Annotated in this window: 19 protein-coding genes and 1 pseudogene; 8 read left to right on the top strand and 12 right to left on the bottom strand. The window is 55.5% G+C overall.

All coding sequences use genetic code 11. The annotated features are described in order from the left end of the window. The first annotated feature begins 37 nt into the window (after window positions 1-37). On the top strand, window positions 38-865 hold the full coding sequence (gene dkgA, locus ACMYSK_RS22900) for a 2,5-didehydrogluconate reductase DkgA (protein ID WP_434638685.1): 828 nt from the start codon (window positions 38-40) through the stop codon (window positions 863-865). A gap of 97 nt (window positions 866-962) precedes the next feature. Here dkgA and ACMYSK_RS22895 read toward each other — a convergent pair whose 3' ends face one another. From ACMYSK_RS22895 to ACMYSK_RS22870, 6 genes and pseudogenes are all read right to left on the bottom strand, one after another. Further along, complete coding sequence (locus tag ACMYSK_RS22895) at window positions 963-3,236, bottom strand: YgiQ family radical SAM protein (protein WP_434644287.1); 2,274 nt, start codon at window positions 3,234-3,236, stop codon at window positions 963-965. Between the two features lie 33 nt (window positions 3,237-3,269). After that, window positions 3,270-4,682: a cell division protein FtsP gene (gene ftsP, locus ACMYSK_RS22890; protein ID WP_434638683.1), complete on the bottom strand. Its 1,413-nt coding sequence runs from the start codon at window positions 4,680-4,682 to the stop codon at window positions 3,270-3,272. An 85-nt stretch (window positions 4,683-4,767) separates the two neighbouring features. After that, the gene (plsC, locus tag ACMYSK_RS22885) at window positions 4,768-5,505 is read right to left on the bottom strand and encodes a 1-acylglycerol-3-phosphate O-acyltransferase (protein WP_434638682.1); all 738 of its coding nucleotides are present in this window, start codon (window positions 5,503-5,505) and stop codon (window positions 4,768-4,770) included. A gap of 320 nt (window positions 5,506-5,825) precedes the next feature. Next, the gene (gene parC, locus ACMYSK_RS22880; protein WP_434638681.1) at window positions 5,826-8,087 is read right to left on the bottom strand and encodes a DNA topoisomerase IV subunit A; all 2,262 of its coding nucleotides are present in this window, start codon (window positions 8,085-8,087) and stop codon (window positions 5,826-5,828) included. Between the two features lie 121 nt (window positions 8,088-8,208). Next, window positions 8,209-8,306: pseudogene (locus tag ACMYSK_RS22875) on the bottom strand (AraC family transcriptional regulator); the annotation flags it as partial. A 138-nt stretch (window positions 8,307-8,444) separates the two neighbouring features. After that, a complete protein-coding gene (locus ACMYSK_RS22870) occupies window positions 8,445-8,852 on the bottom strand; it encodes a YgiW/YdeI family stress tolerance OB fold protein (RefSeq protein WP_434638680.1) in 408 nt (135 codons plus the stop codon). Window positions 8,853-9,002: 150 nt separating this feature from the next. On the opposite strand from ACMYSK_RS22870, the gene qseB reads away from it, so the two are divergent. The 4 genes from qseB to ACMYSK_RS22850 all read left to right on the top strand — a co-directional run bounded on the left by qseB (window position 9,003) and on the right by ACMYSK_RS22850 (window position 12,035). Then, window positions 9,003-9,662, top strand: coding sequence for a quorum sensing response regulator transcription factor QseB (gene qseB, locus ACMYSK_RS22865; protein ID WP_434638679.1), 660 nt, complete (start codon window positions 9,003-9,005; stop codon window positions 9,660-9,662). Beyond that, entirely contained in the window at window positions 9,659-10,999 is a 1,341-nt protein-coding gene (gene qseC, locus ACMYSK_RS22860) for a quorum sensing histidine kinase QseC (RefSeq protein WP_434638678.1), read from the top strand. Before qseB ends, qseC begins: the two co-directional genes overlap by 4 nt. A 104-nt stretch (window positions 11,000-11,103) precedes the next feature. Next, window positions 11,104-11,685, top strand: coding sequence for an NAD(P)H-dependent oxidoreductase (locus ACMYSK_RS22855; protein ID WP_434638677.1), 582 nt, complete (start codon window positions 11,104-11,106; stop codon window positions 11,683-11,685). A 35-nt stretch (window positions 11,686-11,720) separates the two neighbouring features. Continuing rightward, window positions 11,721-12,035: a putative quinol monooxygenase gene (locus ACMYSK_RS22850; protein WP_434583049.1), complete on the top strand. Its 315-nt coding sequence runs from the start codon at window positions 11,721-11,723 to the stop codon at window positions 12,033-12,035. A 73-nt stretch (window positions 12,036-12,108) separates the two neighbouring features. Here ACMYSK_RS22850 and parE read toward each other — a convergent pair whose 3' ends face one another. The 5 genes from parE to nudF are packed head-to-tail and all read right to left on the bottom strand — an operon-like array spanning window position 12,109 to window position 16,513. Then, entirely contained in the window at window positions 12,109-14,004 is a 1,896-nt protein-coding gene (gene parE, locus ACMYSK_RS22845; protein WP_123756445.1) for a DNA topoisomerase IV subunit B, read from the bottom strand. 30 nt (window positions 14,005-14,034) lie between these two features. Further along, window positions 14,035-14,610 carry an esterase YqiA gene (gene yqiA, locus ACMYSK_RS22840; protein ID WP_434638675.1) on the bottom strand — a complete coding sequence of 192 codons (576 nt, stop codon included), beginning with the start codon at window positions 14,608-14,610 and terminating at the stop codon, window positions 14,035-14,037. Then, window positions 14,610-15,437 (bottom strand): 3',5'-cyclic-AMP phosphodiesterase, encoded by an 828-nt coding sequence (cpdA, locus tag ACMYSK_RS22835; RefSeq protein WP_434638673.1) that lies wholly within the window; start codon window positions 15,435-15,437, stop codon window positions 14,610-14,612. Before cpdA ends, yqiA begins: the two co-directional genes overlap by 1 nt. A 24-nt stretch (window positions 15,438-15,461) precedes the next feature. Next, complete coding sequence (locus ACMYSK_RS22830) at window positions 15,462-15,884, bottom strand: DUF1249 family protein (protein ID WP_434638671.1); 423 nt, start codon at window positions 15,882-15,884, stop codon at window positions 15,462-15,464. Next, a complete protein-coding gene (nudF, locus tag ACMYSK_RS22825; RefSeq protein ID WP_434638670.1) occupies window positions 15,881-16,513 on the bottom strand; it encodes an ADP-ribose diphosphatase in 633 nt (210 codons plus the stop codon). Before nudF ends, ACMYSK_RS22830 begins: the two co-directional genes overlap by 4 nt. Window positions 16,514-16,708: 195 nt before the next feature. Between nudF and tolC the strand changes: the two genes are divergently transcribed. The 3 genes from tolC (at window position 16,709) to ACMYSK_RS22810 (ending at window position 20,200) form a co-directional block, all read left to right on the top strand. After that, entirely contained in the window at window positions 16,709-18,181 is a 1,473-nt protein-coding gene (gene tolC, locus ACMYSK_RS22820; RefSeq protein ID WP_434638669.1) for an outer membrane channel protein TolC, read from the top strand. A gap of 181 nt (window positions 18,182-18,362) precedes the next feature. Beyond that, the gene (locus ACMYSK_RS22815; RefSeq protein WP_434638667.1) at window positions 18,363-19,034 is read left to right on the top strand and encodes a DUF1190 family protein; all 672 of its coding nucleotides are present in this window, start codon (window positions 18,363-18,365) and stop codon (window positions 19,032-19,034) included. A gap of 5 nt (window positions 19,035-19,039) precedes the next feature. Next, a complete protein-coding gene (locus ACMYSK_RS22810) occupies window positions 19,040-20,200 on the top strand; it encodes a glutathionylspermidine synthase family protein (protein ID WP_434638666.1) in 1,161 nt (386 codons plus the stop codon). A gap of 48 nt (window positions 20,201-20,248) precedes the next feature. On the opposite strand, the gene ygiD is transcribed toward ACMYSK_RS22810, so the two are convergent. Continuing rightward, window positions 20,249-21,040 (bottom strand): 4,5-DOPA dioxygenase extradiol, encoded by a 792-nt coding sequence (gene ygiD / locus ACMYSK_RS22805; RefSeq protein ID WP_434638665.1) that lies wholly within the window; start codon window positions 21,038-21,040, stop codon window positions 20,249-20,251. Window positions 21,041-21,131: the final 91 nt, after the last annotated feature.

Genomic DNA, 21,131 nt, shown 5'->3' with positions numbered 1-21,131 from the left:
AATGTATCCCGCTGAGTTTCATTAACAGGAGGAAGGCATGACACATCCAACCGATATAAAACTGCACGACGGCAACCTGATGCCACAACTGGGCCTCGGCGTGTGGAAAGCAGGCAACGAGGAAGTCGTCTCCGCCATTCATAAGGCGCTGGAAGTCGGTTATCGCTCTTTTGACACCGCCGCCGCGTACCAAAATGAGACCGGCGTCGGCAATGCGTTAAACAGCGCAGGCGTGTCACGCGATGAGCTGTTCATTACCACCAAACTGTGGAATGACGATCAAAAGCGCCCTCGTGAAGCACTGCAAGAGAGCCTGCGTAAGCTGCAGCTTGATTACGTCGATCTCTATCTCATGCACTGGCCGGTTCCGGCAATTGATCACTATGTTGACGCCTGGAAAGGCATGGTTGCGCTGCAAAAAGAGGGGCTGGTCAAGAGCATCGGCGTCTGTAACTTCCAGGTGCACCATCTGCAACGCCTGCTGGATGAAACCGGCATCGTACCGGTGATAAACCAGGTAGAACTCCATCCTTTACTGCAGCAGCGTCAGCTCCACGCCTGGAACGCCACACATAAAATCCAGACGGAATCCTGGAGCCCGCTGGCGCAGGGAGGAGTCGGTGTATTCGATCAGAAAGTGATTCGCCATCTGGCGGATAAGTACGGGAAAACGCCCGCGCAGATTGTTATCCGCTGGCATCTGGATAACGGTCTGGTGGTCATTCCGAAATCCGTCACTCCGGCACGTATCGCGGAGAATTTCAACGTCTGGGACTTCCGTCTCGATAAAGACGAACTGGGTGAGCTGGCGAAACTGGACCAGAACAAACGTCTGGGACCGGATCCGGATCAGTTTGGTGGATAGAACGTAAAAAAGCCGGATAGCGTTAACGCTGATCCGGCTTACGATTCACACTGTTGTCGGCCCGGTCAGCGCAGCGCTACCGGGCAATACAACAGACTTAACGACTGGCGACCTTGCCGCGTTTTGCGGGCTTTTTCGCCGTCGCCTCAGCATTAGAACGCTGATGCACAATCGGCGTATGTTTGGTTAATGCCGGGCGGGTATGACGATTCTGACGACGCGCTTCGCGCATCTCATCCAGCGTCGGCGCCGGAACCAGACAGTCACGGCGTGAGCCAATCAGGTGCTTCTTACCCATCGTTTCCAGCGCCTGGCGAATCAGCGGCCAGTTTGCCGGATCGTGGTAACGCAGCAGCGCTTTATGCAGTCGACGCTGCTTGTCGCCTTTCGGCACCACGACATCTTCACTCTTATAGCCAATCTTACCCAGCGGGTTCTTGCCGGTGTAATACATGGTGGTTGAGTTGGCCAGCGGCGACGGATAGAAGTTCTGCACCTGATCGAGACGGAAACGGTTCTTTTTCAGCCACAGCGCAAGGTTCACCATATCTTCATCACGGGTACCCGGATGCGCAGAGATAAAGTACGGGATCAGGTACTGCTCTTTGCCCGCCTGTTTCGAATAGGTATCGAACAGTTCTTTAAAGCGGTCATAGCTCCCCATGCCCGGCTTCATCATTTTTGACAGCGGACCTTCTTCCGTATGTTCCGGCGCGATCTTCAGATAGCCGCCTACGTGATGGGTAGCCAGCTCTTTGATATAGCGCGGATCTTCTACGGCGATGTCATAACGCACGCCGGAGGCGATGAGGATTTTTTTAATGCCTTTCAGATCGCGGGCGCGGCGATACAGATTGATCGTTGGCTCATGGTTGGTATCCATGTGCGGGCAGATATCCGGATAGACGCAGGATAAACGACGGCAGGTCTGTTCCGCGCGCGGGGACTTGCAGCGCAGCATATACATGTTAGCCGTTGGGCCGCCAAGATCGGAGATAATGCCGGTAAAACCAGGTACCGTGTCGCGAATCGCCTCAATTTCATTAATGATCGAGTCTTCAGAACGGCTCTGAATGATGCGGCCTTCGTGCTCGGTGATTGAGCAAAATGAGCAGCCGCCGAAGCAGCCACGCATAATGTTAATCGAGAAGCGGATCATATCGTACGCAGGGATGCGGCTGTCACCGTACGCCGGATGCGGGATACGCTTATAAGGAAGCGCAAAAACGCTGTCCATCTCTTCCGTCGACAGCGGGATAGCCGGCGGGTTAACCCAGATATAACGTTCGCCGTGTTTTTGCATCAGCGCACGTGCACAGCCCGGGTTGGTTTCATGATGCAGAATGCGTGACGCATGCGCATACAGCACCTTGTCCCCTTTGACCTTCTCAAAAGACGGCAGCAGAACGTAGGTCTTTTCCCATGGCTTCGGGCGCGGCGGCTGTACGGTAACGCGTTTGGCTTCTTGTTTTGGCGGCGCGACGGTTTTGTTATCCGCGCACGGCAGGTCTTCGCCATACGGATGCGGGATAGGGTCAATTTTACCCGGCGTATCGAGACGAGTGGAGTCCACTCCGCTCCAGCCCGGCAGCGCCTCTTTAACCATAATCGCGGTATTACGCACATCGCGAATTTGACCAATTGGCTCGCCGGCGGCCAGACGATGCGCCACTTCAACCAGCGGGCGTTCACCGTTGCCAAACATCAGCATATCGGCCTTCGAGTCCACCAGCACCGAACGACGCACGGTATCAGACCAGTAATCATAATGCGCGGTGCGGCGCAGGCTGGCTTCGATACCGCCGAGGATCACCGGCACATCCTTCCACGCTTCTTTGCAGCGCTGGGTATAGACCAGCGTGGCGCGGTCGGGACGTTTACCGGCAACATTACCTGCGGTATAGGCATCATCATGACGTAGCTTACGGTCGGCGGTGTAGCGGTTGATCATCGAATCCATGTTGCCGGCAGTGACGCCGAAGAACAGGTTCGGTTTCCCGAGGCGCATAAAGTCATCTTTATTGTTCCAGTCAGGCTGGGAAATGATCCCAACGCGGAACCCCTGCGCTTCCAGCATGCGTCCGCAGATAGCCATCCCAAAGCTTGGATGGTCAACATAGGCATCGCCGGTTACCAGGATGATGTCGCAGCTATCCCAGCCAAGTTGATCCATCTCTTCACGTGACATGGGTAAAAATGGCGCCGGGCCAAAACAGGCGGCCCAGTACTGCGGCCATGAAAAAAGGTCACGATCCGGCTGGATCAGGGATATTGCGCTCATATTGCTTCCGGAAAAAAATGATAAAAAAACAATCAAAGGGCGGCGATTATAAGCCGGATCGATGACGGAAATGAAGGGAGATTTTCTTATACCCTAACCGCGTACCGGTCAGGGTATGAGGTATTACGGTGCCGGATTGACCAGCATCTGGCCAATTGAGCCGCGGTCGGCAAGCTCCAGCGTCTGGCTTAAGAACTGGAACGGGAAGTGCGGCCAGGAAGGCTGCGCGTAGTACACCAGCAGCTCCACCTGCCCGTCGATCCACACGGTATCTTTCCAGCCGCGATCCTCCGGGAACGGCGCAGAGCCGTTAACGTTACGCACCTGGAACATGACGCCTTCTATATGGAACGACTGCGGCCGATCGGCACGCACCGTCCAGCGCTCCCATGTTCCCTGCTGGGCGGTGATATCAATGCGCTGCGGGTCCCACAGATTACCGTTAATTCCCGGATCGTCGCCCAGAGAGATATCGCGCGAGCGAAGCGGCGCACCGGACAGAAACTCTGTCGGCAGCAGGCGCACCGGCAGACTATCGGTGACCAGCGGCAGCAGGCCCGTCGGGCGCAATGTTAAGAGCAGCGTAGAAATCAGGATGCTCGACGGTTCAAAGAAGCCGCGAATACGGTCCACGATGCTTGCTGCTTCGCCACAGGTAATCGACACCTCATCGCCGTTGGTCATATCTACCAAAATTTCTCGCCGCTCGCCGGGAGCCAACGACAGCTGTTTCAGCGATACCGGGGCGGGTAAAAAACCCTGGTCACCGGAGATAACGTGTATCAGCCGGCCGTCGCTCATCTGCAGCTGGTAGCGGCGGGAGTTAGAAGCATTCAGCAAACGCAGACGCACCCACCCGCGTGACACTTCGACATACGGACTCTGCGCGCCGTTCACCAGCAGGGTATCACCGACAAAACCGCCGCTGCCGGGTTCGCTGTATTCAGGCGTCCCAAAATTATCCAGGCGCTTGTCCTGGATAATCACCGGGAAATCATCGACGCCATAGTGGTTTGGAACGGGGAGGTTTTTGCTGATTTCATCTTCCACCAGCCACATGCCAGCCAGACCGTTATAGACCTGTCTGGCCATATGGTTCGGGGTATTGGCCTGGTACCACAACGTGGCGGCGCTTTGGCGAATCGGCAGCACCGGGGCCCAGTCGGCGTTCGGTGACATCATACGTGCCGCGCCGCCAATCAGCGGACCGGGAACCTGTAAACCCCGAATGGTCATGGCGACGTTTTCCGTCAGACGGTTGCTGTAAATAAGCTTCACATCATCGCCATTCCACACGCGGATAGTCGGCCCAAGATAGCGACCGTTCACGCCCCACACCGATGCGCGCGTGCCCGGTGTAAATGACCAGTGCGCCCGCTGCAGAGTCAAAAACAGCGGCTGACCGCGGCGGGACTCCAGCAGCGGCGGAACCGGCAGTGCTGGCTGTTGGCCGGCGGCATGTGCGTTCAGTGGCACGGCTCCCGCGCACAGCGCTACGCCTGAAGCCTTAATAAACTGACGCCGACTGAGTGACATATTAACTCCATGGAATACTAACTAATCAAAATGGGAATTCGTTTCCCGCTAGCCATGTGCTCGCGCTATCGCGGCAGTTCCTGTTTTATTTCTTTGCCGCCGCTTCGCGCTCGGCAACTTCACGATCCAGCTCTTCAATCTTCGCGGCCATCAGCTCGCGGCAGTGCGTTGCCAGCGCGCGTACGCCCTCTTTACCAAACTGGCTGGTATCGACCGGCGGCAGCATTTCGACAATCACCAGACCGTTGTTCAGGCGATTGAGATTAATTTTATTCGACGTATTGGAAACGCATACCGGAATAATCGGCACACCAGCGGCGATTGCCGCGTGGAAAGCGCCGGTTTTAAAGGGCAGCAGACCGCGACCGCGGCTGCGTGTGCCTTCCGGGAACATCCAGAAAGAGATTTTGCGTTTTTTAAACGTATCGACGACCTGCGAAATAGTCCCGTGTGCTTTCGCCCGGTTATTCCGGTCAATCAGCAGGTTCCCCGTCAACCAGTAGAGCAGGCCAAAGAACGGGATCCACACCAGGCTCTTTTTGCCTACGGTTACGGTTGGCGGCTGTACGATATTTGATGCCGTCACCATATCATAGTTGTTCTGATGGTTAGCGATGTAGATCGCATTGCCATAGCTCTCTGCATCTGCGGGCTTGCGTGTTTCAACCTTCAGACCGAACAGCGGAGACAGTCGGCCAAACAGATGCCCAAAGGTGGCAACATGTTTTGGATTACGCGGGCTGAACAAACAGTAAATACAGCCAAATATGCACACAAAGAGACAATAAATAACAACAATAATTAGTCGAAAAATAAATAGCATAGCTACCTCTAAAACCCAAACCGCTTAGTATGATACCCGTCAAACTTCAGCTTGTATGCGCGCGAACGGCAACATCGCCCGGTACATCGTGACCGCCCGTGCACGACACGCCTGATACACTCTTCACTGCGTTAAAGCGCAGCTCACGTGTATAGGGTACTGACTCGCTGTTTAGCAGATTGCGGGCGTCGGGTGTCATTGACTGGCCGCCCGACGTATCTTGAATGATTTTGCGCCTATTGTTAATCGCAACATCTGAATAAACAACGATTTTGCGGCAAATTTTAGCATCCCCTACCTGATAGCAGAGGATGCTCATCTTACTCTTCGCTATCACCCGCCGACGACGGCCGACGCGGTGAATCAATGTCCACACGGTCAATTTTCTGCAGCCCGCGCATCAGCGAGCCGCGACGACCGCGTTCACCGGTGACTTTTTGCAGCTCTTCCGGGCGCAGTTTAATTTTCCGCTTCCCGACGTGGATCGTCAGCGTACTCTGCGGCGGCAGCACAAACAGGTGCGCCAGGCCATCCTGGCCGGAAGCCGCTTCCGCCGACGGAATATTGATAATTTTATTCCCCTTACCTTTCGACAGCTGCGGCAAGTCGCTGACCGGGAACATCAGCATGCGTCCGGCAGAGGTGATCGCCAGCAGCATATCTGAATCATCTTCAATCACCAGCGGCGCCATCACCCGTGCGTTATCCGGGAGCGTAATCAGCGCTTTGCCGGCACGATTGCGGGCGACCAGATCGTTGAAGGTACATACGAAACCGTAACCGGCGTCGGACGCCATCAGCAGCTTACGATCCTCGTTTTCCATCAACATATGTTCAATGCTGGCGCCCGGCGGCAGCGTCAGCTTGCCGGTAATCGGCTCGCCCTGACCGCGTGCAGACGGCAGCGTAATGGGATCGATGGCGTAGCTACGCCCGGTGGTATCAATAAACACCACCGGCTGGTTACTCTTGCCTTTCGACGATGCTTTCCAGCTATCGCCCGCTTTATAACTGAGGCCCTGCGCGTCAATATCATGCCCTTTGGCGCTGCGCACCCAGCCCATCTGCGACAGAACGATAGTGACCGGTTCAGACGGCAGCATGTCGTGCTCGCTCATCGCTTTTGCTTCTTCGCGCTCGCGCAGCGGTGAACGACGGTCGTCACCGAAGGTCTCAGCGTCAGCCTGCAGCTCTTTCTTCAGCAGGTTATCCATTTTCCGCTCGGAGGCCAAAATCGCCTGCAGCCGATCGCGCTCTTTTTCCAGATCGCTCTGCTCACCGCGGATCTTCATCTCTTCCAGTCGAGCGAGGTGACGCAATTTCAGCTCAAGGATCGCTTCAGCCTGGGTTTCGCTGATGCCAAAACGCGACATCAGCGCTGGCTTAGGCTCATCCTCATGGCGAATAATTTCAATGACTTCATCGATATTCAGGAACGCGACCAGCAAACCTTCGAGGATGTGCAGGCGCTTGAGCACCTTCTCAAGACGGTAGTTCAGACGACGGCGCACGGTATCGCGGCGGAAAGTCAGCCATTCAGTCAGGATCTCCAGCAGGTTTTTCACCGCCGGACGGTTGTCCAGGCCAATCATATTCAGGTTGATGCGATAGCTTTTTTCGAGATCGGTGGTGGCAAACAGATGATTCATCACCTGCTCCATATCCACGCGGTTCGAACGCGGGACGATCACCAGACGGGTCGGATTCTCGTGGTCCGACTCATCACGCAGATCGTCAACCATTGGCAGCTTTTTGTTGCGCATCTGGGCGGCAATTTGCTCCAGCACGCGCGCGCCGGAAACCTGATGCGGCAGCGCGCTGATCACCACCGCACCATCTTCTTTCTTCCATACTGCACGCATGCGCACCGAGCCGCGGCCGTTCTGGTAGATTTTGCGGATCTCGGAACGTGGAGTAATGATTTCCGCTTCGGTCGGGTAGTCTGGCCCGTGAACGATATCCAGCAGCTCGTCGAGCGAGGTCTGCGGTTTTTCGATCAAGGTGATGGCCGCCTGTGCCACTTCACGCAGGTTGTGCGGAGGAATATCGGTAGCCATACCGACGGCAATGCCGGTGGTGCCGTTCAGCAGGATATTCGGCAGACGCGCAGGTAGCATTTTCGGCTCCTGCATCGTTCCGTCAAAGTTCGGCACCCAGTCGACGGTTCCCTGTCCCAGCTCGCTCAGCAGCAGTTCCGCATACTTTGACAAACGGGATTCGGTATAACGCATCGCGGCGAAGGATTTGGGATCGTCCGGCGCCCCCCAGTTCCCCTGTCCGTCCACCAGCGGGTAGCGGTAAGAGAATGGCTGCGCCATCAGCACCATGGCTTCATAGCATGCGCTATCGCCGTGCGGGTGATATTTACCCAGCACATCACCCACGGTACGGGCGGACTTTTTGAACTTCGCGCTGGCGTTCAGCCCCAGCTCGGACATCGCGTAAACGATGCGACGCTGGACCGGCTTAAGACCATCGCCAATAAACGGCAATGCCCTGTCCATGATGACGTACATGGAATAGTTCAGGTAAGCATTTTCCGTAAATTCATGCAGCGCAAGGCGCTCTGCCATATCGCTCATTAATCGTGAATCCTCAATCTGCGTACCGACCGTACGGGCGGCAAAACTACCCGCGATAATACCCGATCTCACGCCCTGAGTCACAGGCCGTGAGATCGGCTGAGGATTCCGTTGATGCTAATCAGCACAGCGGCAGATAAATATCGGTCTGTCGCTCGTGTTCGCCGACTTCATGCACGACGTTGAGGGAGTGAAAAATACGGGAACGTCCCGTAGCGATACAGCGGCACGTCGCACCAGGTGCAGAATTGCCGGTGAAAGTGATAGGGCGAACGATGCGGCGACCGGGATTTTCCAGATGACGCTCGACGCTGAATGTTCAAGCCCGGCATACGCCGGGCCTGGGTGATGTCGCGCTTACGGGGTGACTTTCGTCATTTGCTTCACATCAATCTCAACAGAGTTCCAGTCTTTATCGACCTCCCCCTGAATCTCAACGGTATCCTGCGGCGTGACGGTCAGGCCGTTCCAGCGCTTATGGTCGATATCCACATTCACTGTCCCGGAAGCGTCCTGGAATTTATACAGATCGTCGGAGATTCGCTGCACGATTTTGCCGCGCAGGGTCACCCAGGTGTCATCACGCAGCGATTTCGCGTTTTCTACCGTTGTGACGCTACCGCTCGGGCCAATAAAACCGCCTTTTTGCGTAGACGTCTGGCTGGTTTGCGTCGCGCCCGGCCCGGTAAAACCGCCTTGTTCCGCAGCCAGTACCGGCATGGAAATTAAAGCGACGATCGCGGTCATTGCAGCAATTTTCTTCATAAGATGTTCTCCCTTGTCTGGTTATATGACCATGATTACATCAGGCAAAACTTAACGACTTCTTAAGCAGAAAAAAGAAATTTTATTACTGTACAGCGCCTGCTGCAACGCGGTTTACTGCGCGTATTGATGATAGCCACAGGAGCGGCCATGCGCATTTTACTGGTGGAAGACGACAAGCTCATCGGCGATGGCATTAAAGTCGGGCTGACGAAAATGGGCTTCAGCATCGACTGGTTTACCCGCGGCGAAGAGGGGAAAGCCGCACTCTATTCGGCCCCCTATGACGCGGCGATCCTCGACCTGACGCTACCCGGTATCGACGGGCTGGATATCCTGCGCGAATGGCGCAATCAGGGCCGCCACGAGCCGGTGCTGATCCTCACCGCTCGCGATGCACTCGACCAGCGGGTTGAAGGGCTGCATCTCGGCGCTGACGATTATCTGTGTAAACCATTCGCGCTGATTGAAGTTGCCGCCCGCCTGGAAGCGCTGATTCGCCGCGCCCACGGTCAGAGCAGCAGCGAGCTGCGTCATGGCCACGTCACGCTCGACCCCATTGGCCTGACTGCCACGCTTGACGGCGACAATCTGGCGCTGAAACCAAAAGAGTTCGCGCTGCTGGAGCTCCTGATGCGCAATGCCGGACGCGTCCTGCCGCGTAAGCTCATTGAAGAAAAGCTCTATAGCTGGGATGACGACGTTTCCAGCAACGCGGTCGAGGTGCATGTTCATCATCTGCGTCGCAAGCTCGGCAGTGAATTTATCCGTACCGTTCACGGTATCGGCTATACCCTCGGTGATGCATGAAACGACTAAGCCTGCGCGTCCGCCTGACGCTGCTTTTTTTCCTGCTGACCAGCGCGGCCTGGGGCATCGCCTGTTTTATTGCCTGGCAACAAACGACGGAAAAGCTGGATAAGCTCTTTGATACCCAGCAGTTGCTGTTTGCCCGTCGCCTGAGCGCAATGAATTTCGACGAGCTGCATACGATCGCGGCACCGGTAAGAACGAAAAAGAAGATCAAACACGGCCATCTCGATGACGACGCACTGGCCTTCACGATTTTTACCGCCGACGGCAAACGCGTCCTTCACGACGGTGAGAATGGCCAGGATATTCCGTGGCAAAACCGCCGGGAAGGGTTCAGCGACGGCTATCTGAATAACGATGACGATGAATGGCGCTTCCTGCAGTTAACCACCAGCGATGGCCGCTATCGGATTGTCGTTGGCCAGGAGTGGGACTACCGGCGGGAAATGGCGCTGGATATCGTTACCTCACAGCTGACGCCGTGGCTGGTAGCACTGCCGCTGATGTTCCTGCTGCTGATTGTGCTGCTGAGCCGGGAACTGGCGCCGTTAAAGCAGCTGGCCCGGACGCTGCGCCTGCGCGCGCCGGATTCAGCCGAATCGCTGAATGTCGACAAGGTTCCCAACGAAGTCCGCCCGCTGGTCGATGCCCTGAATCAACTCTTTACCCGTACCCACGACACCATGATTCGTGAACGCCGCTTCACCTCCGATGCCGCACACGAGCTACGCAGTCCTCTTGCGGCACTGAAGGTACAGACCGAAGTCGCGCAGCTGTCGATGGATGACCCGCAGGGGCGCGAGAAGGCGCTGGCGCAGCTGCATGAAGGGATTGACCGCGCGACCCGGCTGGTAGACCAGCTTTTAACGCTGTCGCGCCTGGATTCGCTGGCGCAGCTTGATGATGTACACACACTTGCCATAGATGAGTTACTGCAATCGTCGGTTATGGAGATGTACCATTCTGCGCAGCAGGCTGGCATCGAGCTCCGCCTGCATCTTAACGCAGCCCACGTCATGCAGTCGGGCCAGCCTCTGCTGCTGAGTCTGCTGGTACGCAACCTGCTGGATAATGCCGTACGCTATAGCCCACGCGGAAGCCAGGTCGATATCACCCTTGAAGCTAGGGAGTTTTACGTACGTGATAATGGCCCGGGCATCAGCCCCGAGGCACTGGCACGGATCGGCGAGCGGTTTTATCGCCCCCCCGGCCAGGACGAACCCGGCAGCGGCCTGGGACTCTCTATCGTCCGACGCATCGCTGCGCTGCACCGGATGACGGTAGACTTCAGCAACGCGCGCGAGGGCGGCTTTATAGCCCGCGTACGCTGGTAGAAATTATTGCGAATATTGCAAAAGACTTTGCACATTTTGCTCATTTTACCGCCCCGCTTCGCGGGGTAAAATTAGTGACAAACTCGAAACTCGAAGGGTAGAAAATGAGCAACATCCTGATTATTAACGGTGCGAAGAAATTCGCCCACTCAAACGGCCAGCTGAACGACACCCTGACCGAGGTCGCGGATGGTTATCTGCGCGACGCCGGGCATGATGTTAAAATTGTCCGCGCCGAAAGCGATTATGATATCCAGCAAGAAGTGCAGAACTTCCTCTGGGCCGACGTGGTTATCTGGCAGATGCCGGGTTGGTGGATGGGTGCGCCGTGGACCGTGAAGAAATATATCGATGACGTCTTCACCGAAGGGCACGGTGCGCTGTATGCCAGCGATGGACGCACCCGCTCCGACGCCAGCAAAAAGTATGGTTCCGGCGGCTTGATTCAGGGCAAGCAGTACATGCTCTCCCTGACCTGGAATGCGCCGATGGATGCATTTACCGATGAAGATCAGTTCTTCCATGGCGTGGGCGTTGACGGCGTCTATCTGCCGTTCCATAAAGCCAACCAGTTTCTCGGCATGACCCCTCTGCCGACCTTTATCGTCAATGACGTGATTAAAATGCCGGATGTTCCGCGTTACATCGCAGAATATCGCAAGCATCTGGCGCAAATTTTTGGTTAACTAAAGACCTACATACAGAAGGAGTTGAGTTAATCATGTTGACAGTGATCGCAGAAATTCGCACACGCCCAGGCCAGCATCATCGCCAGGCGGTGCTTGATCAGTTCGCTAAACTTGTTCCTGTGGTTTTACAGGAAGAAGGCTGCCACGGCTATGCCCCGCTGGTTGACCACGCCGCGGGCGTCAGTTTCCAGAGCACCTCTCCGGATTCCATCGTGATGGTTGAACAGTGGGAAAGCGTTGCCCATCTCGAAGCGCATCTGCAAACGCCGCATATGAAAGCGTACGGTGAAGCGGTAAAAGGCGACGTGCTGGAAACCAGCATTCGTATTCTGCAGTCCGGCATTTAAGCCTGCGCGCAGGAAAAGAAAAAAAGAAGTGAATCAGAACTGGCGGCAGCGCCAGTTCTGCTTTAGCAACAGGTCAGGCTTCCAGATCCGCCATATCCCCTTTCTCCTGCAGCCAGTTACGGCGATCTTCCGACCGTTTTTTGGCTAACAGCATATCCATCATCGCCGTTGTCTGCTGCTCATCTTCATCGCTGATAATCAGCTGAACCAGGCGGCGGGTATTGGGATCGAGCGTGGTTTCGCGCAGCTGCATCGGGTTCATTTCGCCCAGCCCTTTAAAGCGCTGAACGTTTGGTTTGCCCTTCTTACGCTTGAGCTGCTCCAGCACGCCGGCTTTCTCTTCCTCAGTCAGCGCGTAGTAAACCTCTTTGCCGAGATCGATACGGTACAAAGGCGGCAGCGCAACGTGGACGTGTCCGTGTTTCACCAGCGTGCGGAAATGCTTCACAAACAGCGCACACAGCAGCGTAGCGATATGCAGACCATCGGAATCCGCATCCGCGAGAATGCAGATCTTGCCGTAGCGCAGCTGACTTAAATCATCGCTATCCGGATCGATACCGATCGCCACTGAAATATCGTGGACTTCCTGCGAAGCCAGTACTTCATCAGAAGAGACTTCCCAGGTGTTGAGGATTTTGCCTTTCAGCGGCATGATCGCCTGATATTCACGGTCGCGCGCCTGCTTGGCCGAACCGCCCGCCGAGTCTCCTTCCACGAGAAACAGCTCGGTACGATTCAGATCCTGTGCGGTACAGTCCGCCAGCTTACCCGGCAGCGCAGGGCCGCTGGTTAACTTTTTACGCACGACTTTTTTCGCCGCGCGCATCCGGCGCTGAGCGCTGGAGATAGCCATTTCGGCCAGCAGTTCCGCCGCCTGTACGTTCTGGTTCAACCACAGGCTGAAGGCATCTTTCACCACGCCAGAGACAAATGCCGCACACTGACGTGAAGAGAGACGTTCTTTGGTCTGGCCAGCAAACTGCGGATCCTGCATTTTCACCGACAGGACGTAGGCGCAGCGATCCCAGATATCTTCCGCAGACAGCTTCACGCCGCGCGGCAGGATATTGCGATATTCACAGAACTCACGCATCGCTTCGAGCAGCCCCTGGCGCAGGCCGTTAACGTGGGTCCCGCCCTGCATGGTCGGGATCAGGTTAACGTAGCTTTCGGTCAGCAATTCACCGCCTTCCGGTAGCCACAGCAGCGCCCAGTCTACCGCTTCGGTTTCGCCGGAGAAGTTGCCAACGAATGGTTTTTCCGGCAGCAGCGGCAGGCCGTTAACGGCTTCGCACAGATAGTCGGTCAGGCCGTCCTGGTAGCACCAGCGCTGCTCGCTGTTATTGACCTGGTCGCGGAACACGATCTCAACGCCCGGGCAGAGCACAGCCTTAGCTTTCAGCACATGCGTCAGCCGTGTTACGGAGAAACGCGGGCTATCAAAGAAGCTTTCATCCGGCCAGAAATGCACGCTGGTCCCGGTGTTGCGCTTGCCGCAGGTGCCGGTGACGTGGAGATCTTCGACTTTATCGCCGTTCTCGAAGGCGATGCTGTAGACCTGACCATCACGACGCACGTTCACTTCAACGCGTTTCGACAAGGCGTTGACCACCGAAATCCCCACCCCATGCAAACCACCGGAGAACTGGTAGCTCTTATTGGAGAATTTACCGCCAGCATGCAGCCGGCAGAGGATCAGTTCAACCGCCGGAACGCCTTCTTCCGGGTGGATATCAACCGGCATCCCGCGTCCGTCGTCAATGACTTCCAGAGATTGATCGGCATGAAGAATGACCTCCACGCGTTTTGCGTGGCCAGCCAGTGCTTCATCCACACTGTTATCAATAACTTCCTGGCCGAGATGGTTAGGACGAGTTGTGTCAGTGTACATCCCCGGACGGCGGCGAACCGGCTCTAGCCCGGTGAGTACCTCGATGGCATCAGCGTTATATGAAGATTGCGTCATGGTGTGTATTCGTAGGTGATCCAGGGCTGCTTAACGCAGACCCAGAAAATCGATAATCTGAGTGAAATGATCTTCAAAGCCGACAAATGCGTGATTGCCGCCCTCATCTACCGTCTGCCGGCATGAGGCGTAGTAAGCAACGGCCTGGCGGTAATCAAGCACTTCATCGCCCGTTTGCTGCAACAGCCAGAGTAAATCAGGCGCTTCCAGCGGGTCGATTTGCATGACTTTGAGATCGTAAATATGGCGTGACTCTAGCACATATTGCTGCCCCGTGTACGGATTCTCATTGAGGCCAAGGAAATTGTTCAGTAGTTCAAACGGCCGTACCGCCGGGTTAACAACCACCGTCGGCAGCATAAAACACTGCGACAGCCAGGTGGCATAGTAGCCTCCCAGAGATGACCCCACCACGCCCAGCGGTTCCCCGCCGTGTTCCAGCACAATAGCTTCCAGCAGCTCTGCTGCTTCTGCCGGGTAGGCTGGCAGTTCAGGCACCACCATCGTAATGTCGGGATAAGTCTGCGTCAGCCAGTCCTTTAGCGCCGTCGCTTTTGCCGACCGCGGCGAACTGTTAAAACCATGCAGATAGAGGAGCGTAGACATCAGTATCCTTCTGAAGCGATATCCGGGTGAAACTTCACGCCATTAAGGCGACACACTTCCGTGGTCAACGTACCGTCGGCGTGCAAATCCAGCCAGCGCCAACCGGGAGAAATAGTATCCAGGGTAAAATTGGCACAATGCGGCTTAAACTGTACGCAGGTCGAGGGCGTTGCCATCATCCGTCGCCCGTTCCAGTTGAGATCCAGCTCCTGGTGAATATGGCCGCAGAGTAGATGCTTCACGCGAGGGAAAGCGGCCAGGGCGCGATCGAGGGCTCCGGCATTACGCAGGCTGTGTTGATCCAACCAGCTACAACCCGAAGGGAGCGGGTGATGGTGCAGCAGCAGCAGCGTATAGCGTTGCGGCTCTTCCGCCAGTTTATGCTCCAGCCACTCCAGCTGAAAATCACTTAGCTCACCGTGTGGAACCCCGAAAACCTGGCTGTCCAGCAATAAGATTTGCCAATGGTCGCCGAGCAAAACCCGCTTGGCCGGGGAAATACCGGATTCCTGCAGCGTGCTGTACATCGCCGGCTGGAAGTCATGATTGCCCGGTAACCAGACGCAGGGCGCAGCAAAGCTCGCGATACCTTCAGCAAAGTGCTGATAGGCCGCGGCGGAATGGTCCTGCGCCAGATCGCCTGTTGCTACAATAAGGTCGCACTGACGCTGTGAGGCATGGATGGCATCCAGCACTGCCTGGTAGCTTTCCCAGGTATTAATACCTAACAGCGTTTCGTGTTTTTCAGCAAACAGGTGAGTATCAGTAATTTGTAATATCCTGACTCTGGTCTCACCAGCCAGAGGCAGATTTAACAGGCTTTCCAAATGGTGTCCTTAGGTTTCACGACGCTAACAAACCGGAATCGCCATCGCTCCATGTGCTAAACAGTATCTCAGCCAGTCCGCCAGAAACTGATTAATTTGATGCTTTTCGTCGCGTTGATGCAACTTTTTATTAGGATAATCATACTTTGCTTTGAAGCGAAAGATCTGCTGAGTCGAACACACTTCAGCGACCATCGCATCATGATACAGGCGTACCGTCATTGACGGTAAACTCCAGTAACTCACCGCCGGAGCCGTCTGCTCAATTGACACTAATGTAGTGTAGCGGGTCGATTCGACGATAGTTAATCGATACTGCGCATTTCCCACCTGATAGCCCGCGACATCGCCGGCTGCATCGGTTCGAGGCAACAAGCGGCGCAACTGAGCAAAATTGGTTTCACACAGGCGCATCATTTCCGGGAAGTCAGGTGTATAACGCTTCATTTTGTCCACTCATTACGTAAATTGTGATAATGCAATTGCAGCCATTGCAAGGCGATGACAGAGGCCGCGTTGTCGATTTTCCCCTCTTCAACCCACTGATAAGCCTGCTCCCGACTTACCACATGCACCCGGATGTCTTCATTTTCATCCGCCAGTCCGTGAATCCCTTTTGCTGTCGTTGCATCGACTTCGCCGACCATAATCGACAGCCTTTCGCTGGTACCGCCTGGGCTGGCCAGATAGCTCAAGACCGGTTTTGTTCGCCCGACTTCCAGCCCGGCCTCCTCTACCGCTTCGCGGCGGGCAACGTCCTCGGGGGTTTCACCTTCTTCAATCATACCGGCGACCATTTCCAACAGCCACGGACTCTCGCTGGTATCATACGCGGCGATGCGAATTTGCTCGACCAGCACCACTTCGTCTCGTATCGGGTCAAAGGGTAGCAAGACTGCGGCATGCCCGCGCTCAAAAATTTCGCGCGTCACCTCGCCGCTCATCCCGCCGTTAAACAGGCGATGGCGAAAACGGTATAAATCCAGCGAAAAAAAACCACGATAAAGCGTTTCGCGTGCAATAATTTCTACATCGTTTTTCGAGAAGGTGATTCCTTGCTGATTGGGCTTGCTCATTGTCTCTGTCCTGCGCATCCGAAAGTAAGGATTTATAAGCCGTTTGGCTACCGTTTTACAGTCTGTATGTTAGATTGGTGCAAATTACCGCCGGATGGCACGTAACGCCAACTTTTTACCGCGGCAGACTCGATACAATCAGCAAATATATTTAGAATTTGGGCAGCGCTTTATGCTTCACAACAAGGAATGCAAATGAAGAAACTTTTCCCCATCCTCATCGGTCTGGGCCTGACTGGCTTCAGCGCCATGAGCCAGGCAGAAAACCTGATGCAGGTTTATCAGCAGGCGCGCGTCAGCAACCCTGACCTGCGTAAATCAGCAGCCGATCGTGATGCTGCATTCGAGAAGATCAACGAAGCACGTAGCCCGTTACTGCCTCAGCTCGGCCTGGGTGCGGATTATACTTATACCAATGGCTATCGTGACAGCAACGGTGTGAACTCTAACGTTACCAGCGGCTCCCTGCAGTTAACGCAAACGCTGTTTGATATGTCGAAGTGGCGCGCCCTGACGTTGCAGGAAAAAGCGGCCGGTATTCAGGATGTGACTTATCAGACCGACCAGCAAACGTTGATTCTGAACACCGCAACGGCTTACTTTAACGTCCTGAGCGCCATTGATACGCTTTCCTATACCGAAGCACAAAAACAGGCGATCTACCGCCAGTTAGATCAAACTACTCAGCGCTTTAACGTTGGCCTGGTGGCCATCACCGACGTGCAGAACGCCCGTTCACAATATGATTCCGTGCTGGCCAACGAAGTGACCGCCCGCAACAACCTCGACAACGCGGTAGAAGCGCTGCGTCAGGTTACCGGCAACTACTATCCTGAGCTGGCATCGCTGAACGTCGACGGCTTTAAGACTAACAAACCGCAGACCGTTAATGCGCTGCTGAAGGAAGCGGAAAACCGCAACCTGTCGCTGCTGCAGGCACGTCTGAACCAGGATCTGGCCCGCGAACAAATTCGCCAGGCGCAGGATGGCCACATGCCGACCCTGGATTTAACCGCATCGACCGGGGTGTCCAACACCTCCTACAGCGGTTCAAAAACCCACAACAGTACTCAGTATGACGACAACGATGCCGGGCAGAACAAAATCGGCCTGAGCTTCTCGCTGCCGCTGTATCAAGGTGGGATGGTTAACTCTCAGGTTAAACAAGCGCAGTACAACTTTGTTGGCGCCAGCGAACAGCTGGAAAGCTCGCATCGCAGCGTCGTACAGACCGTTCGTTCTTCCTTTAATAACATCAACGCCTCTATCAGCAGCATCAACGCCTACAAACAGGCGGTGGTCTCTGCACAGAGCTCCCTTGATGCAATGGAAGCGGGCTATTCTGTGGGTACGCGTACTATCGTCGATGTACTGGATGCCACAACCACCCTGTACAACGCGAAGCAACAGCTCTCCAGCGCTCGTTATAACTATCTGATTAACCAACTGAACATTAAATCTGCACTCGGCACTCTGAACGAGCAGGATTTGGTTGCGCTGAACAATACGTTGGGCAAACCCGTTGCGACATCACCGGATAGCGTCGCACCGGAAAACCCGCAGCAGGATGCCAGCGCCGACGGCTACAGCAGCAATGCAGCCCCGGCAGCGACACCGGCTTCTAACCGCACCACGAAATCCAGCGGCTCAAATCCTTTCCGCCAGTAATCGTCATTGCGTGATGGCGCTTCGCTTAACGAATTCCGCTAAGCGAAGCGCTAAACGTAAGGCAACGTAAAGATCCCCTGCTTTCCCCTCCTTTCCGTCCCTCTTCGCTTCATTTTCCACCACTCATCCTCTATCCTGAGCGTTAACAAACCGCTATACCACTGGGTCCTGGAAGACAAATATGAAACGGACAAAAAATATCAATCATGCTTCGTTCCGTAAAAGCTGGAGCGCGCGCCATCTGACGCCAGTTGCTCTTGCCGTAACGGCCGTATTTATGCTTGCCGGTTGTGAACAAACCGACGAGACGGTTTCTCTGTATCAAAACGCCGATGACTGCTCTACTGCCAACCCGGGCAAAAGCGCAGAATGTACTACCGCTTTCAACAACGCTCAGCAGGAAGCGGTACGCACCGCACCTAAATACGCCACGCGTGAAGATTGCGTCGCTGAATTCGGTGAAGGCCAGTGCCAGCAGACGCCGGCTCAGGCAGGCGTAGCACCAGAAAACCAGGCGCAGGCGCAAAGCAGCGGCAGCTTCTGGATGCCGCTGATGGCAGGCTACATGATGGGCCGCATGATGGGCGGCGGTATGGGCGCACAGCAGCCGCTGTTCAGCTCTAAAAACCCGGCCAGCCCGGCCTATGGCCAGTACACCGATGCCGGCGGTAAGAGCTACGGCGCTGCACAGCCGGGCCGGACGATGAACGTACCGAAGACGGCAATGGCGCCAAAACCGGCCACCACCAGCACCGTAACCCGCGGCGGCTTTGGTGAATCGGTTGCGAAGCAATCTACCATGCAGCGCAGCGCTGCGGGCACCACCTCGACTAAACGCTCAATGGGCGGCTAAATCACATGGAAAGAATCAGCATCACGGAGCGCCCGGACTGGCGTGAAAAGGCGACCGAATACGGCTTCAACTTTCATACCATGTATGGCGAGCCGTACTGGAGCGAAGAAGCCTATTATAAACTGACGCTGGCGCAGGTTGATAAGCTCGAAGAAGTGACCGCCGAGCTGCATCAAATGTGCCTGCAGGCGGTGGAAAAAGTCGTCGCCAGCGATGAGCTGATGGCGAAATTCCGCATCCCGAAACATACCTGGAGCTTCGTGCGCCAGTCGTGGAAAACCAACCAGCCGTCGCTGTACTCGCGTCTCGATCTGGCGTGGGATGGCGTGGGCGAGCCGAAGCTGCTGGAAAACAACGCCGACACCCCAACCTCGCTGTATGAAGCCGCGTTCTTTCAGTGGATCTGGCTGGAAGATCAGATCAATGCCGGGCAGTTGCCGGCAGGCAGCGACCAGTTCAATAGTCTGCAGGAAAAACTGATCGAGCGCTTTACCGAGCTGCGCGATCAGTTTGGCTTCCAGCTGCTGCATATGGCCTGCTGCCGCGATACCGAAGAAGATCGCGGTACCGTGCAGTACCTGCAGGACTGTGCCGCGGAAGCGGGCGTGGCCACTGAGTTTTTGTATATTGAAGATATCGGCCTGGGCGAAAAAGGTCAGTTCACCGACCTGCAGGATCAGGTGATAGGCAATCTGTTCAAGCTTTACCCGTGGGAATATATGCTGCGCGAGATGTTCTCCACCAAGCTGGAAGACGCGGGCGTACGCTGGCTGGAACCGGCATGGAAGAGCATTATTTCAAACAAAGCTCTGCTCCCGCTGCTGTGGGAGATGTTCCCCAACCACCCAAACCTGCTGGCGGCTTACTTCAGCGAAGATGCGCATCCGGAGATGGAGAAGTACGTCATTAAGCCTATTTTCTCCCGCGAAGGTGCAAACGTGTCGATCGTGGAAAACGGCAAAGTGCTGGAGGCGGTAGAAGGCCCGTACGGGGAAGAAGGTACGATCGTGCAGGCGTTCTATCCACTGCCGAAGTTTGGCGACAGCTACACGTTGATAGGCAGTTGGCTGATCAACGACCAGCCCGCCGGGATCGGCGTGCGTGAGGATCGCGCGCTGATCACGCAAGATCTGTCGCGCTTCTACCCGCATATTTTCGTCGAATAAGATTTGCCCCGGCAGCGCTAACGCCTGCCGGGTTTATAACGTTATCTTCTACGCCCCAATCAGCACCGACAGCATGCTCAGCGATCCCATCTCCATCCCTTCCACCGGAACAGAAATCGGTTCTTCCCCATCCCAGGTGCCCAGAACGTAGAGCAGCGGCAGGAAGTGTTCCGCCGTCGGGTTAGAGAGCGATCCCCCCTCGTGCGCCAGATAGTTCACCAGCGGATGCTCTGCAACCGGCCCTTTCCAGCTGAGGTTGGTTTTCACGTAGTCGTTAAATGATTCCGCCCACGGATATGGCGTGCTCTCACCGTGCCAGCGCGCCGTTCGCAGGTTATGGACCACGTTACCGCTCGCCACCAGCATGATGCCTTCATCGCGCAGCGCCGTCAGCTTACGCCCCATCTCCAGATGCCAGGCGGCCGGTTTGGTGCTGTCGATGCTCAACTGCACCATCGGGATATCCGCATCGGGATACATTTTAATCAGTACACCCCATGAGCCATGATCGAAGCCCCAGGCTTCTTTATCCAGCGTCACGGGCACCGGCGCCAACAGCTCAACCAGACGCTGTGCCAGTTCAGGGGAACCTGGAGCCGGGTAATGCGTATCGTAAAGCGCCTGCGGGAAGCCGCCAAAATCGTGGATCGTCTTCGGTGTTTCCATAGCCGTTACCCCGGTACCACGCGTAAACCAGTGCGCAGAAACCACAACGATTGCCTTTGGACGCGGCAATGTTTCGCCCAGGTGCCGCCAGGCGCGGGTATAGACGTTATCTTCCAGCACGTTCATCGGGCTGCCGTGGCCTAAAAACAACGCTGGCATTCGGGTACGGGACATGGTGATATCCTTAAGTAGAGGAATTGTGATGCCTTCACATTACGCGTTTTTGAGTCAGGATAAACTCAGATAAGCATGATGATGATCGTCA

Source organism: Klebsiella sp. I138, assembly GCF_051131765.1.
In the GTDB taxonomy this organism is placed as follows: domain Bacteria; phylum Pseudomonadota; class Gammaproteobacteria; order Enterobacterales; family Enterobacteriaceae; genus Klebsiella.
The sequence above is the reverse complement of the archived record's forward strand: the minus strand, read 5'-3'. Positions and strand labels throughout refer to the sequence as shown.

What these genes read in the sequence shown, in the direction of transcription:
- dkgA (WP_434638685.1), top strand. Translation starts at nt 38, where the DNA reads ATGACACATCCAACCGATATAAAACTGCACGACGGCAACCTGATGCCA.
- ftsP (WP_434638683.1), bottom strand. Translation starts at nt 4,682, where the DNA reads ATGTCACTCAGTCGGCGTCAGTTTATTAAGGCTTCAGGCGTAGCGCTG.
- plsC (WP_434638682.1), bottom strand. Translation starts at nt 5,505, where the DNA reads ATGCTATTTATTTTTCGACTAATTATTGTTGTTATTTATTGTCTCTTT.
- parC (WP_434638681.1), bottom strand. Translation starts at nt 8,087, where the DNA reads ATGAGCGATATGGCAGAGCGCCTTGCGCTGCATGAATTTACGGAAAAT.
- ACMYSK_RS22870 (WP_434638680.1), bottom strand. Translation starts at nt 8,852, where the DNA reads ATGAAGAAAATTGCTGCAATGACCGCGATCGTCGCTTTAATTTCCATG.
- qseB (WP_434638679.1), top strand. Translation starts at nt 9,003, where the DNA reads ATGCGCATTTTACTGGTGGAAGACGACAAGCTCATCGGCGATGGCATT.
- qseC (WP_434638678.1), top strand. Translation starts at nt 9,659, where the DNA reads ATGAAACGACTAAGCCTGCGCGTCCGCCTGACGCTGCTTTTTTTCCTG.
- ACMYSK_RS22855 (WP_434638677.1), top strand. Translation starts at nt 11,104, where the DNA reads ATGAGCAACATCCTGATTATTAACGGTGCGAAGAAATTCGCCCACTCA.
- ACMYSK_RS22850 (WP_434583049.1), top strand. Translation starts at nt 11,721, where the DNA reads ATGTTGACAGTGATCGCAGAAATTCGCACACGCCCAGGCCAGCATCAT.
- parE (WP_123756445.1), bottom strand. Translation starts at nt 14,004, where the DNA reads ATGACGCAATCTTCATATAACGCTGATGCCATCGAGGTACTCACCGGG.
- yqiA (WP_434638675.1), bottom strand. Translation starts at nt 14,610, where the DNA reads ATGTCTACGCTCCTCTATCTGCATGGTTTTAACAGTTCGCCGCGGTCG.
- ACMYSK_RS22830 (WP_434638671.1), bottom strand. Translation starts at nt 15,884, where the DNA reads ATGAAGCGTTATACACCTGACTTCCCGGAAATGATGCGCCTGTGTGAA.
- nudF (WP_434638670.1), bottom strand. Translation starts at nt 16,513, where the DNA reads ATGAGCAAGCCCAATCAGCAAGGAATCACCTTCTCGAAAAACGATGTA.
- tolC (WP_434638669.1), top strand. Translation starts at nt 16,709, where the DNA reads ATGAAGAAACTTTTCCCCATCCTCATCGGTCTGGGCCTGACTGGCTTC.
- ACMYSK_RS22815 (WP_434638667.1), top strand. Translation starts at nt 18,363, where the DNA reads ATGAAACGGACAAAAAATATCAATCATGCTTCGTTCCGTAAAAGCTGG.
- ACMYSK_RS22810 (WP_434638666.1), top strand. Translation starts at nt 19,040, where the DNA reads ATGGAAAGAATCAGCATCACGGAGCGCCCGGACTGGCGTGAAAAGGCG.
- ygiD (WP_434638665.1), bottom strand. Translation starts at nt 21,040, where the DNA reads ATGTCCCGTACCCGAATGCCAGCGTTGTTTTTAGGCCACGGCAGCCCG.